General features: G+C 35.6%; 14 protein-coding genes. 6 read left to right on the top strand and 8 right to left on the bottom strand.

Features of this window, described 5'->3' with window-relative positions; genetic code table 11:
* Positions 1-282: 282 nt before the first annotated feature.
* The 4 genes from CD118_RS00460 to CD118_RS00445 form a co-directional block, all read right to left on the bottom strand.
* On the bottom strand, positions 283-456 hold the full coding sequence (locus CD118_RS00460) for an NETI motif-containing protein (protein WP_082165719.1): 174 nt from the start codon (positions 454-456) through the stop codon (positions 283-285).
* Positions 446-1,015: a DUF2179 domain-containing protein gene (locus tag CD118_RS00455; RefSeq protein WP_016425537.1), complete on the bottom strand. Its 570-nt coding sequence runs from the start codon at positions 1,013-1,015 to the stop codon at positions 446-448. Before CD118_RS00455 ends, CD118_RS00460 begins: the two co-directional genes overlap by 11 nt.
* A gap of 66 nt (positions 1,016-1,081) precedes the next feature.
* Positions 1,082-1,903 carry an ammonia-dependent NAD(+) synthetase gene (gene nadE, locus CD118_RS00450; protein ID WP_103356086.1) on the bottom strand — a complete coding sequence of 274 codons (822 nt, stop codon included), beginning with the start codon at positions 1,901-1,903 and terminating at the stop codon, positions 1,082-1,084.
* Positions 1,896-3,371, bottom strand: a complete 1,476-nt coding sequence (locus tag CD118_RS00445) for a nicotinate phosphoribosyltransferase (protein ID WP_050330522.1) — start codon at positions 3,369-3,371, stop codon at positions 1,896-1,898. The genes nadE and CD118_RS00445 overlap by 8 nt, the downstream gene beginning before the upstream one ends.
* A gap of 433 nt (positions 3,372-3,804) precedes the next feature.
* Here CD118_RS00445 and CD118_RS00440 point away from each other — a divergent pair, with 433 nt between their 5' ends.
* Together CD118_RS00440 and CD118_RS00435 are read left to right on the top strand one after the other, a co-directional pair.
* Positions 3,805-4,875, top strand: a complete 1,071-nt coding sequence (locus CD118_RS00440; RefSeq protein ID WP_060829666.1) for a nitric oxide synthase oxygenase — start codon at positions 3,805-3,807, stop codon at positions 4,873-4,875.
* A 44-nt stretch (positions 4,876-4,919) separates the two neighbouring features.
* Positions 4,920-5,723, top strand: coding sequence for a prephenate dehydratase (locus CD118_RS00435; protein ID WP_103356067.1), 804 nt, complete (start codon positions 4,920-4,922; stop codon positions 5,721-5,723).
* A gap of 137 nt (positions 5,724-5,860) precedes the next feature.
* Here the strand turns inward: CD118_RS00435 and CD118_RS00430 are convergent, their stop codons facing one another.
* A complete protein-coding gene (locus CD118_RS00430) occupies positions 5,861-6,967 on the bottom strand; it encodes a glycosyl hydrolase family 28-related protein (RefSeq protein WP_103356066.1) in 1,107 nt (368 codons plus the stop codon).
* Between the two features lie 82 nt (positions 6,968-7,049).
* Between CD118_RS00430 and CD118_RS00425 the strand changes: the two genes are divergently transcribed.
* The 4 genes from CD118_RS00425 (at position 7,050) to CD118_RS00410 (ending at position 10,601) form a co-directional block, all read left to right on the top strand.
* Complete coding sequence (locus CD118_RS00425; RefSeq protein ID WP_103356065.1) at positions 7,050-7,601, top strand: cysteine hydrolase family protein; 552 nt, start codon at positions 7,050-7,052, stop codon at positions 7,599-7,601.
* A gap of 56 nt (positions 7,602-7,657) precedes the next feature.
* On the top strand, positions 7,658-8,584 hold the full coding sequence (locus tag CD118_RS00420; protein ID WP_206167709.1) for a manganese-dependent inorganic pyrophosphatase: 927 nt from the start codon (positions 7,658-7,660) through the stop codon (positions 8,582-8,584).
* A gap of 32 nt (positions 8,585-8,616) precedes the next feature.
* Positions 8,617-8,898, top strand: coding sequence for a GNAT family N-acetyltransferase (locus CD118_RS00415; RefSeq protein ID WP_050345408.1), 282 nt, complete (start codon positions 8,617-8,619; stop codon positions 8,896-8,898).
* A 323-nt stretch (positions 8,899-9,221) separates the two neighbouring features.
* A complete protein-coding gene (locus tag CD118_RS00410; protein ID WP_103356063.1) occupies positions 9,222-10,601 on the top strand; it encodes an aldehyde dehydrogenase in 1,380 nt (459 codons plus the stop codon).
* Between the two features lie 106 nt (positions 10,602-10,707).
* On the opposite strand, the gene pglS is transcribed toward CD118_RS00410, so the two are convergent.
* The 3 genes from pglS to CD118_RS11935 all read right to left on the bottom strand — a co-directional run bounded on the left by pglS (position 10,708) and on the right by CD118_RS11935 (position 12,806).
* Positions 10,708-11,760 carry a 6-phosphogluconolactonase gene (gene pglS / locus CD118_RS00405; RefSeq protein ID WP_050345407.1) on the bottom strand — a complete coding sequence of 351 codons (1,053 nt, stop codon included), beginning with the start codon at positions 11,758-11,760 and terminating at the stop codon, positions 10,708-10,710.
* 58 nt (positions 11,761-11,818) lie between these two features.
* Positions 11,819-12,388 (bottom strand): hypothetical protein, encoded by a 570-nt coding sequence (locus CD118_RS00400; protein WP_060829662.1) that lies wholly within the window; start codon positions 12,386-12,388, stop codon positions 11,819-11,821.
* Positions 12,389-12,632: 244 nt separating this feature from the next.
* Positions 12,633-12,806 (bottom strand): hypothetical protein, encoded by a 174-nt coding sequence (locus CD118_RS11935; protein WP_016425549.1) that lies wholly within the window; start codon positions 12,804-12,806, stop codon positions 12,633-12,635.
* Positions 12,807-12,894 lie beyond the last annotated feature (88 nt).

Below are 12,894 nucleotides of genomic sequence, written 5' to 3'. Positions count from 1 at the left end.
AAAAATCATGTACATTATCTATTCAAACAAATTTATCGTTCGTAATCAAGTGTAAACATAGCTAATTTTACATTACATTGATGCTTAAAACACCTAATTCACGAACTATAAAGATTTTCTAATTATAAATGTACGCTTTCAACCTTAGATAGATCACCAGATGTTTCAGATTTAGGGCGTGAATCAAAAGATTCTTTTGCTTTCAAAAAGCTTATTATGACTTCATTCCAGATAAATAGGCACATAGTCAGCAAAAAAAATGAGTCGAGACGACATCACATCTCAACTCATTTTCTTACCTGTAAATTCTATTTCTTGTCTTAATACTTCGATCTCACCATTTGCATTTTCTTTAAATACAGGCTTTTCAAAACGCTTAACCGGCATATAGCCAGCTGCCCTCATTCTAGCTAAACAATCTTGAATCGTTTCATCCGCTTCCACTTTAAATTTCATCTGTATCATACGCCTTTACTTTTTTACTTCTAACACCTTTAACCCAAAATCCACCATGGATATTACGTGGCTCATACGCAATAATAAATGCTTTTGGATCCAATTGTTTAATGGTATCCATCAGTTTCAATTCATAGCGACGTGGCGTTAAAATTTGCATAACTAAGCGGTCGCCATCACGACCATGTGCACCAAAATGCGTAACGCCATAACCTAAATCACGGAGTTGTCTTGGTAAATCTAACTCATAATCTGCTGTTGTCACATTCACTACAGAATAGCCAAGTGCCAGCTTTTCTTCGATTTTCATACCAACGATAATACCAACAGAAAAACCAAGTGCATAAGCAATCACGTTTTGAAATTGATCTAAATTTGACATCACCATTCCTAAACCAATGACATAAACAAGTACTTCCACAAAGCTGACAACAGCTGCGATATAACGATAACCTTTAAGTGTTAATATCATTCGCATTGTTAATGCTGTCACATATGCGACGTTGATGGCAAATATCGAAATGAGCATCATCCAAGGATTATCATTGATTACACTCATACGCAACCTCTTTTCATAATAAAATCTAGCTCATTGTATCAAGTTCACATTATTTTGTCATTACATTTATTTAGGCCACGTATAGCGTGTGTAAGCCAGTTCACGTTTATGTGCATTTTTTATATAATGTTGTTCAATGATAGCCGCTTCTTCGGGACGAATTGTTTTTCCTTCTAAATAATCATCGATAGCTTGATAAGTAACACCCAGTGCCTCTTCATCTGGCAATTGTGGTTTATCATCTTCTAAATCTGCTGTCGGCTGCTTTTCATATAAATGTGCTGGAGCGTTCAGATACGCTAATAGCTGTCGCCCTTGTCGTTTATTAAGACCGAATAGCGGTGCAATATCAGCTGCACCATCACCATGTTTTGTAAAAAAGCCAGTAATATTTTCAGCAGAGTGGTCTGTACCGACGACAATACCGGATAAATTCGCAGCAATCGCATACTGCGCTTTCATACGTTCGCGCGCTTTTTCATTTCCTTTTTGAAAATCAGTCAAATCGATACCAGCTTGTTTTAACGTTTCAACACTTTGATCAACAGCTGGCTTAATATTCACAGTGATAATACGGTCAGGTGCAATAAAGTTGAGCGCATCTTCAACTTCATCGGCATCTTTTTGAACACCATACGGTAGTTTCACTGCAACAAATTGAATATCTCTTCCAGAGTTTGCTCTCATTTCTTCTGCTACAAGTTGAAGAAGTTTTCCAGTTAATGTAGAATCTTGCCCGCCAGAGATTCCTAATACTAAAGTATGCACAAAAGGGTGTGATTTCACATATTGTTCTATGAAATGTTTAATTTTCTTAATCGTTTCAGCACTATCAATGACAGGTTTCACCTTCATTTCATCTACAATGATAGACTGCATTTTACTCATAGTCATAACGGTCTTCCATCTCCTTAACATTTTCAGCCACTTCAAATATACGTTTTTGCTTATTTTCCCAACATAACGTACTTAAATCAACTGGATATTCTTCAGGATTTAAATAGCGTTTGTTTTCTTCCCATAGATAATTTAAATTGTTTTTCAAATAAGCTTTTGCTTCTAATTCTGACGGGCAGTCATAGACAAGTTGCCCTTCTTCAAATATATCATGGTGCAAATCAATCGCTTTAAAATGCTTAATACGCTTCATTTTATAAGTATGAATAGGATGAAACATTTTAAGCCGTTCTTCTTGATTTGGGTCTTCGTTGTCTAAAGTAATATAATCCCCTTCAGATTTGTTGTTTTTCGTATTAATGATACGATAAACTTTCTTTTTGCCTGGCGTCGTCACTTTTTCAGCATTGTTTGATAATTTGATGCGATCCACAAGTTGACCATTGGCATCTTCAACCGCAACCATTTTATAAACTGCGCCTAAAGCAGGTTGTTGGTAACCCGTAATTAATTTTGTACCAACACCCCAAGAATCTACTTCAGCACCTTGAGCTTTTAAACTGGCAATCGTTTGCTCATCGAGGTCATTTGAAGCAATTATTTTAGCATCCTTAAAACCAGCTTCATCGAGCATTTTACGGGCTTCTTTCGATAAATAAGCAATGTCGCCAGAATCCAGTCGAATACCGATAAAGTTAATTTGATCACCGAGTTCCTTAGCGACTCTAATTGCATTCGGTACGCCAGATTTCAACGTATGAAATGTATCAACGAGAAAGACACAATTTTTATGTCTTTCAGCGTATTTCTTGAATGCTGTATATTCATCGCCATAAGTTTGTACAAATGCATGGGCGTGTGTACCAGAGACCGGTATATTAAATAATTTTCCTGCACGAACATTACTTGTTGAATCAAAACCGCCAATAATAGCAGCTCTTGCACCCCAAACAGCAGCATCAAATTCATGCGCACGTCTAGTCCCAAATTCCATTAAAACATCGTCGACTGCAACTTGTTTAATTAAACTTGCTTTAGAAGCGATTAACGTTTGGAAATTGATAATATTTAATAGCGCAGTTTCAATAAGTTGCGCTTGAATGAGAGGTGCTTCTATACGCATGAGGGGTTCATTACTAAAACAGAGTTCACCCTCTTGCATTGAACGGATATTACCCGTAAACCTTAATTCTTTTAAATAGCTCAAAAAGTCATCTTGATAACCAATGGACTTTAAATAAGTAATATCTGATTCAGAAAAATGTAAGTTTTCTATGAATTCAATGACACGACGTAATCCATTAAAAACAGCATAGCCACTCCCAAATGGCATATTTCTAAAATATAAATCAAAAACTGCTTTACGTTCATGAATGCCATCAAACCAATAAGACTCTGCCATATTGATTTGATACAAATCGTTGTGCAACATTAAACTATCATCTTTATATTGATACATGATGTTACTCCCACTTCTCCTTTAACAATCGTTTTTATCATACCTATAATATCACACAATATCGTGGGATTCTTTATTCGACACTGCAATTCTGTGGAATTTTGTCTGTTTAAGCGGTTGGGACATCCATTAAAAAATATATCACTTTCGCATCCTTTAATTAATGAACGTGGTCAGATGCGTGCTCATACAATAGGTTTAATTAAATAGTTAATTAAATAGTTAAGGAAATCTGCTTGATATGGGCATTGGGCGTATTGTATTCAAATTAAAAGTTCGACAAGTTCGAACCTGATTCAAAAGCATGATAAAGTGAGGGAGTAAGAACCATATTATCAACTAATGACGTTCAACTGATACAAAATTGTGACAATTCAGCTAAACGTGTCACGACGGCATATAAATTCATTATAATATCCATTGAGGTGGGCATATGTTAAAAGAAGCACAAGCATTTATAAAACAAATGTATGAAGAATTAAATTTACCAATACAAGCGCGTGATCGCCGTTTAGAGGAAATTGCATTATCCATTAATGAGACAGGGACTTATACACATACTTCAGAAGAATTAACATATGGTGCCCGTGTGGCATGGCGTAACTCAAATCGTTGTATCGGTCGTCTTTTTTGGGAGAGTTTAATCGTTGAAGACGCGCGTCATATTAAAGATGAAGCATCATTTATAGATTCGATTTGCTCGCACATTTCTACAGCAACGAATCATGGCCGTATTAAACCTTATATTACAATTTATGCGCAATCTGACGTTGAAGGACCAAAAATATTTAATAATCAATTGATTCGTTATGCGGGCTACGAAGAAAAGGGAGACCCCTCTGAAAAAGAAATGACGCAACTCGCCCAACATCTTGGATGGTCAGGTGAACATACAGATTTCGATGTATTACCTTTAATGTATCAATTACCGGGTCAAAAAATTAAATATTATGAATATCCTAGTGACTTAATCCTAGAGGTTCCTATTAGTCATGCGCAATTCCCTAAAGTTTCTGAGTTAGGTATAAAATGGTATGCGGTGCCGATTATTTCAAATATGGATCTAAAAATTGGCGGGATTACTTATCCAACTGCGCCATTTAATGGTTGGTATATGGTGAATGAAATTGCAGTTAGAAATTTCACAGACAGTTACCGTTATGACTTATTAGAAAAATTTGCTACAGCAATGGGATTTTCTAATTTACGAAACACTTCATTTAATAAAGATCGGGTGTTAGTTGAAATCAATGATGCTGTCTACCAATCTTTTAAAAATGCAGGCGTTTCTATGGTTGACCATTTAACTGCAGCTAAGCAATTTGAAAAATTTGAACAAGCCGAACAACAACAAGGACGAACTGTAACAGGAAAATGGTCATGGTTAGCACCCCCATTATCTCCAACTTTAACTTCAAATTATCATCATGGTTATCAAAATGAGATTAGAGTCCCTAACTTTTTTTATAAAAAATCGTCATCATCTGGGTGTCCATTTCACTAAATTCGTGTACAATAAAGTACAAATATCGGTAAGGGAATGATTGCATGACACTTTATTATTTAGGTCCTAAAGGGACATTTTCCTATTTAGCCGCACTCAAATTGATGGCTCAATCACAACAAGACGACTGTTTAGCTGAAAAAGATAATTTATATGAGGTCATGACTTCTCTACAAAAAGAAACAACGGCAACTGCCATTGTCCCAATAGAAAATTCGATAGAAGGAACAATCAATATCATTGCAGATATATTAACCGATTATCCCTTTGTCGTCGTGGATGAAATTTTGTTAGATATTGCGTTTGCTTTATATGGATTACCTGAGCAATCGCTTGCGGATATTACTAAAGTTTATTCGATTAGTCCAGCGATAAGTCAAACGCAAAAATTTATCCATGCGCATCAATTTGATTATGATTATACGCCGAGTACAGTCGCTTCACTGAAAGAAATCAATGCAACGACCGGGGCGATTGCGCCTATTGGAAGCGGAGAAATGTATGGTTACCATGCCCTTCAAACGCATATCGAAGACTATCCACATAATATGACGCGCTTCCTTGTCCTCAAACATGCATCTGAAGTGGCGCACCAGTCAGGTAAAGATTGGTTACTTGTCATTACACCTACTGAAGACAAACCAGGACTTCTTGCAAATATTTTAAATACTTTTGCGATGTTCCAGGTCAACTTAAAATGGGTAGAATCTCGACCTTTAAAAACTAAGCTTGGTATGTATCGCTTTTTTGTACAAGCCGAGTGTCCTAATGATGAAGTTGTCAATAAAATCACAACTATCTTAAAAACACTCGACTTTGAACTGAAAAACTTGGGTCGGTTCAATTAATCTCTTTATTTTTTCCTTTTCATACCACATCAAATGACGTAATTGGATTTGCTTATAACTTCAGCATTTCCAATTCAAGTCATTCATTTTGCCATCATCTACTCTCTCTTTTACATCCTATGCTTCATTCTATGCGCTCATTCTAGTTCATCCAAAATGAGTTGACTAACATCACGTTGATTGATATGAGATAACTGTCTATTTTCTACAATTGTTAATTCATTAATAGCAGTCATTTGATTCGCTTGCTTGTCACCCCAAAATTCATTCCCTATGATGTATACACTTTTGTGTGGTGCATCTTTATGACTTCTAATATGCAGTGCGTCTTTCTCAGAAATATTGAGGAATTGATTGTGCATGACATAAAACGCTTCTCCCCCTTGCTTTCCTTCAAAAGTACCATCTAAAGTTTGCATATCTTGACCTTTATAGACACCTAAATACCGAATTCCCCCACTACAATTTAAAAATAAATTATTATGAATAAAGATATCTTTTCCTTTCAAAGGTGTGAGCGCATAATCTTGCGTTGAGTCAAAAATATTATTTTGGATAACAATGTTCTCATAAAAATAATTATAACGGCTTGCATGTGAACCAATTGCACGATTCCATGATTGCATTTGCCCCTCGAACGAATTTCCAAAATAACAATTCTCAATCACTACATTTTTAGTAATCGTGCCATCATGCACTCCAAATTTCGGAAAAGCACCTTCAACAAACATATCAAGTTGAATTGCTTCCGAGAACCAACGGTCACCATTCACATCATGAAAACCTAAAAAATTACAATCATGAATGTACACACCATCTAATCCGCAAGCGTCCACACCATGCCCACCTACAATATTTTTAAAAGTGATATGGCTTAATTCAATATCTTGTGCATGACCTATGCACATTGCTGTATTATTATAAGGATAGTACACACCATTCATATTGAAAGTGCCACCTTCTATCTTAATATGGCTATTACCATCATATTGATAGTACTTTTTTCGGCTCGAGCCATTTTTTAATAATGCGTCTCGACTTACCCTTAATAATTCCGCTTCTGCATCAAGTATTAAAGTTGTACCTTCATATATTTTTAAGGCTTTAGCGATATGGTATGTACCTTCAGGGATATAAACCGTCACATTCTTTTTTTTACCTATATTTAAAGCACGTTGAATGCCAATCGTGTCGAGCAACTTATTTTTTCCTGTTGCACCAAAATCTAAAATGTTTAAAATCATTTTCGTGCCATCCTTTCTGAATTAAGTTATACTGTGAATAATGTTGTTTAACTTCTATATACCCTTTTTAGGAGGATGTTTAATGTCAAATAAAGCTTTAATTGTAGTGGATTATTCTTATGACTTTGTGGCTGATGATGGGAAACTGACTTGCGGTGAAGCGGGTCAAGCGATTGAACCTTTTATCGTAGAGCGCATTCAATCTTACCATCAATCAAAAGAGAACATTTTCTTTATGATGGATTTACATTATGAAAATGATCCTTATCATCCTGAGACAAAAAGTTTCCCACCACACAACATTGAGGGAACACATGGACGTGATCTTTATGGTCGTGTACTAGAAATATATAACCAAATTAAAGACGAATCACACGTCTATTTTATAGATAAACGACGTTACGATGCCTTTTATGGTACTCCGTTGGATAGCTTATTACGTGAACGCCATGTAGATACACTTGAAATTGTAGGGGTTTGTACAGATATCTGTGTTCTTCACACAGCAGCGAGCGCATATAATTTAAACTATCAACTAATTATACCTAAAAATGGTGTGGCATCATTTAATTTAACGGGCCATGAATGGGCTTTAACACATTTTAAAGATACTTTAGGCGCAGCGGTAGAATAATTACTGTTTGCCATGCTAAAATAGATATGAATATAGTAAATTAATAAGGAGATTGAATAATGACAACATATATTTTTGGTCATCAAAACCCAGATACTGATGCCATTTGTTCGGCAATCATCATGGCTGACTTTGAACAACAACACGGTAATAAAGAGGCCAAAGCCTTCCGTATTGGAGAGTTAGGGCCTGAAACCCAATATGCGTTAGATTACTTTAATGTAGAAGTACCTGAATTGTTGACAGATGATTTAACAGGAAAAGACGTTATTTTAGTGGATCACAATGAATTCCAACAAAGTGCTAAAACAATCGAGAAAGCAAAAATCAATCACGTGATTGATCACCATAGAATTTCAAACTTCGAAACTGCTGGTCCATTATATTACCGCGCTGAACCTGTGGGCTGTACGGCGACGATTTTATACAAAATGTATAATGAGCGCAACTATGAAATCCGCCCTGAAATTGCAGGGTTAATGGTTTCTGCAATTGTATCAGATAGCCTATTATTCAAATCACCAACATGTACAGAACAAGATGTTAATGCTGCAAAAGCATTAGCAAAAATTGCAGATGTAAATTTAGAAGAATATGGCTTAAACATGTTAAAAGCAGGCGCTTCTACTACAAACAAAACAGAAGATAGCATATTAAATACAGATGCAAAATCATTCAATATGGGTGAACATACCGTACGTATTGCACAAGTGAATACTGTCGATATCGATGAAGTTATCGTACGCCAAGAAGCACTTGAAAATGCAATGAATAAAGCAAGCGCAGAAAACGGTTATGATATCTTCGTTCTTGTTATTACAGATATTTTAAACAGCAATTCTAAAATTATTGTTGTTGGTGCAGAAAAAGATAAAGTCGGAGAAGCTTTCAACACTGCTCTCGACAACAATACGGCATTCTTACCTGGTGTCGTATCACGTAAGAAACAAATTGTTCCACCGATTACTGAAGCTTTATCATAAAGTTTAAAATCAAATGAATAGGATGTGGTTGCATGACAAATCAAATTAAAGCAGGACATCACAAGTTTTATATTGGTGAAAATGAAAACACACCGCAAGCTGAGATTACATTTAAGTATCTTGATGAAAATACAATCGATGTCAACAAAACTTTTGTAGATCCATCACTCCGTGGCGGTGGCGTTGCAAAAAAATTATTCAACGAAGTCATTCAAAAAGCCGAAGATGAAAACTTAAAAATTGTTCCATCTTGTAGTTATGTGGCGCGTCAATTTGAAAAAGATGAATCTCTTGCACCGCTTTTAGCTGAGTAAGGAGAACTTTGTTAAAAGTCTTCCTTGATGACTCATAAGGTGCGTGGTTGTATATTCTATCTAAATGATTTAGCCATTTATAAGTGTCCATATCATTTTTATTTTGTACACCAACACTTTATCTTTTTAACTTGGGGCCGAGAATACGAAATCTAAACGCGTAGTCAGATTTCTATTCTGGTCCCTTTCTTTGTATCCGATGTTATCATCAAATTGATACTCAAGTTATGCTGTGTCATTCTTATTTGATTGTATACATCCCATACAAACTTAAGCAGCATTCCCTCTTATTAATTAAATATCATTTGAAAGGAGTTATCTCATTGAACAGCTATCAAAACCAATTTGATGCGACGAAAGACTATTTTCGATCAGGCATCACCGTGCCCCTCAAATATCGTAAAAAAGCATTAAAACAATTATCAAAGCAAATTAAATTACATGAAGATGCCATACTAGAGGCTTTAAAGAAGGATCTAGGCAAAAATGAAGTAGAAGCTTACGCAACTGAAGTAGGCTATACATTGAATAGCATTAAACATACACGTAAGTCATTAAATAAATGGGCCAAAAAACAATCTGTCGACACTCCTTTATTTCTCTTTCCTACTAAAAGCTTTGTCATTAGTGAGCCTTTAGGTACCGTGTTGATTATTGGCCCTTTTAACTATCCGTTTCAATTAGTTTTTGAACCTTTAATTGGTGCAATCGCTGCTGGCAATACCGCTATCGTTAAACCGTCAGAACTCACACCTCATGTTGCTGAAGTCGTTGAAACCATTATCACTAAAAGTTTTGAGCCAGAATACGTCAGCGTTGTTCAAGGTGGTGCTGATGCGATTCAAGCACTTTTACAATTACCTTTTGACCATATCTTTTTTACCGGTAGTGCAAAAGTTGGCCAAATTGTTTATGAAGCGGCCGCAAAACAGCTTATACCAGTGACATTAGAACTTGGTGGAAAATCGCCTACAATTATAGATAAATCCGCCAACTTAAAAGTAGCGAGCGAACGAATTTGTTTTGGTAAATTTATAAATGCAGGTCAAACTTGTGTAGCACCTGATTATGTGTTGATTGATGAAACAGTAAAAGCAGATTTTATTAAAGCTTTGACGACGACAATACGTGAGTTTTATGGACGCGCGCCCCGTGAGAGTGAAGATTTCGGGCGTATTGTAAACGGACGCCATTTTAATCGTTTAGCACAATTGATTCAAACCCATGAAGCTAAAATTATTTTAGGTGGTGAAACGGACGCGACCGACCGTTATATTGCACCGACTCTTATTGATAATGTAGTGTCTTCAGATGCCATTATGGCTGAGGAAATATTTGGTCCGATTTTACCAATTATGACTTATCAAAACCTTGATGAAGCCATTCAATATATTCAATCAAAACCTAAACCATTATCGTTATACTTATTTAGCGAAGACGAAAATACAACAAATCGAATACTTACTGAATTATCGTTTGGCGGCGGTGCCATTAACGATACTTTACTTCAATTAGCAAATCCAAACCTTCCTTTTGGTGGTGTGGGTGCATCAGGCATCGGACGCTATCATGGACGTTATTCATTTGAAACGTTTTCACATCAAAAACCTTATATTTTTAAAACAACAAAATTGGAGACCGGGTTATTGTTCCCACCTTATAAAGGTAAACTGGGCTACGTTAAAAAGTTGTTTAAAAAGTAATATTCTATTTCAAACGCATTAATAAAAGCACATGAGAGAAAATGACAACATCATTTTTGCCATTCTCAACATGTGCTTTTTCTTTATCTTATCGTGCTTTTATTCGCTAATAGAGGTCAGTTTCGTTTAAAAATTTAACACAAACGCCTTCCTCTGCAACTTGTTGATCATCTTTTAATGTCAACAATCCCGTGTCTCGATTTCTTTCAAATACGACAATTTTAGAGTCTTCTTCTTGATGTGCCACAACGAGATATGCATCATCTGCAGTAATATTGAAATCTCTTGGAAATACACCGCCACTTGAGATAATATCAACCAACTCAAGTTTGCTACCCTCAGCTAATACTTTGAAAATAGCAAGACTATCGTGTCCACGGTTACTAATATATAAGTAACGTTGATCATGTGAAAGATGTACTGCAGCTAATTTAGTCGGTTGCAAGAAATCTTCAGGAATTGTTAAATGACGTTCCAATTCAGTGAATCGACCGTCTTCATATTGCATCACAACAACCGTATTTGAAAGTTCATTAACTACATAGGCGTAACGCCCCGTTTGATGATAAGCAATATGTCTAGGGCCATCACCAGGTTCTAATTGTGTGCGATAAGCAACTTCCATGCCTTCGGAACCATAATGATATGTCACTAACAAATCCGAACCTAAATCAACAGCTACCACATATTGATGATCAGGCGTGACATCTAAATAGTGCACATGGGATTTTTCTTGACGCTCCACGTTTGGCCCGTGCGGATAATCATGACTGATTTCTCTAATTAAACGTTTAATAGTGTGGTTTTCAGCATCTAATTCATAAATACGTGCAACACCATCTCCATAAACAGCTTCAAAAGCATATTTTCCATCTGGTGATACCGCTACATAACAACCAGAGCCTTTAAAAGATTCTAAACAAGTACTCTTTTTTTCTAAGCTCCCATCTTTACTAATCTTAAAAGAAGCTAGGCCAGCATTTTGATCGTCTTTCGTAATGGCGAGTAACATATCTTGATACTGCGTCAAATACGTCGAAGCATTTAATTCATATCCTGTTTCAACTTTGTCAATGTTACCTTGTTGATCATCTAACTCAAATCGATAAATGCCCTTTCCATTTTTCTTAGTATAAGAACCAATATATCCTTTTGTCATGTCGTACCCCTCTCAAATTTCTTAATGCTATTTTATCAAATTTTAATACGCTGTCCCATTACGAAGGTATAATTAGCAACTCTCCGTCTTCAGCTGTCCACACTTTCCCCATTGATGTGATGCCTTTCATACCTTCAAAATATTTAAACCCTAATGTTTGAACTAAATGATTTGAACATAAATTACTCATGCAATATGTACGTCGAGGATCAAAAAGAGGATTTCGATACAATCTTTTTAGCAATCGACAAAAACTAAGCGGTTTCGAAAAGACAAACCATACATCTGGCTCATTTTCAACAAAAGCACGCTCAAATTTTTTCATACTTTTACAATCTTCTTTCCACTCTACAACCCTGATTACAAACTCTGAACATCCCGTATGCATCAAGTCCTTTTCTAATAAGCGTTTAAATTGGTATGCATTTTCTCTTAATTGTCTATCGTCACTTACACCAATTGTGATATTGCTTGTCTCATAGTGTGTCTGGAAAACGGCCTGAATCATGTCAAGAAAACGTTGTTCTTGATAACGCTCATTTAATAATTGTTGATTTAACAATGCTAATTGAAAGTTTGTCGCTTCATTAAGTTGATATGAAATTAATGCATTATGTGTTTGATACAAACTGATCACCTTTATAATAAATATTTTCAAAGCCTTTATTCTTTCAGTGTCCTAAATGTCTGTATAAAAAAGAGGTAGGACCGAAATCTAAAATTTGATTTTGATTTCAAAGTCGCTACCTCCCGTAAAAGTTAATCCGGTAAACCAAAAATCACATTGGAGCAACGTATAAAGACGAGCTCAAAACAACTTAATGTGACCTTTATCGACACGCATTAAAATTGAATTGTTTAGTTGTTATACTTTAGTTAACATTAGACTCAATATCGGATACAATCTCTTTTGTTTTATTTTCAATATCTTCAAAGTCTTTTTTGAAAACATATGCGAGTACAGCTGCACCCACACCGAAGACAACAGTCACTGTAGCTGTGAAAATAAATATAAACTTAAATAAGCCCTTAATAAAGTTCCACATAAATATTTCACCTCATCATCATTTATTTAATATCATCATAACATAAAATATTACAATCATTAACTTTATACCCTATTCTTGACTGTAT

Origin of the sequence: Staphylococcus coagulans (assembly GCF_002901995.1) — a bacterium.
Classification (GTDB): domain Bacteria; phylum Bacillota; class Bacilli; order Staphylococcales; family Staphylococcaceae; genus Staphylococcus; species Staphylococcus coagulans.
Note: the sequence above shows the minus strand (reverse complement) of the source record. Positions and strands in the feature narration are given on the sequence as shown.

Excerpts from the sequence above, each read along its gene's own strand:
- CD118_RS00460 (WP_082165719.1), bottom strand. The coding sequence starts at position 456 with ATGAAATTTAAAGTGGAAGCGGATGAAACGATTCAAGATTGTTTAGCT.
- CD118_RS00415 (WP_050345408.1), top strand. The coding sequence starts at position 8,617 with ATGACAAATCAAATTAAAGCAGGACATCACAAGTTTTATATTGGTGAA.
- pglS (WP_050345407.1), bottom strand. The coding sequence starts at position 11,760 with ATGACAAAAGGATATATTGGTTCTTATACTAAGAAAAATGGAAAGGGC.
- CD118_RS00440 (WP_060829666.1), top strand. The coding sequence starts at position 3,805 with ATGTTAAAAGAAGCACAAGCATTTATAAAACAAATGTATGAAGAATTA.
- CD118_RS11935 (WP_016425549.1), bottom strand. The coding sequence starts at position 12,806 with ATGTGGAACTTTATTAAGGGCTTATTTAAGTTTATATTTATTTTCACA.
- nadE (WP_103356086.1), bottom strand. The coding sequence starts at position 1,903 with ATGAGTAAAATGCAGTCTATCATTGTAGATGAAATGAAGGTGAAACCT.
- CD118_RS00435 (WP_103356067.1), top strand. The coding sequence starts at position 4,920 with ATGACACTTTATTATTTAGGTCCTAAAGGGACATTTTCCTATTTAGCC.
- CD118_RS00445 (WP_050330522.1), bottom strand. The coding sequence starts at position 3,371 with ATGTATCAATATAAAGATGATAGTTTAATGTTGCACAACGATTTGTAT.
- CD118_RS00430 (WP_103356066.1), bottom strand. The coding sequence starts at position 6,967 with ATGATTTTAAACATTTTAGATTTTGGTGCAACAGGAAAAAATAAGTTG.
- CD118_RS00425 (WP_103356065.1), top strand. The coding sequence starts at position 7,050 with ATGTCAAATAAAGCTTTAATTGTAGTGGATTATTCTTATGACTTTGTG.
- CD118_RS00455 (WP_016425537.1), bottom strand. The coding sequence starts at position 1,015 with ATGAGTGTAATCAATGATAATCCTTGGATGATGCTCATTTCGATATTT.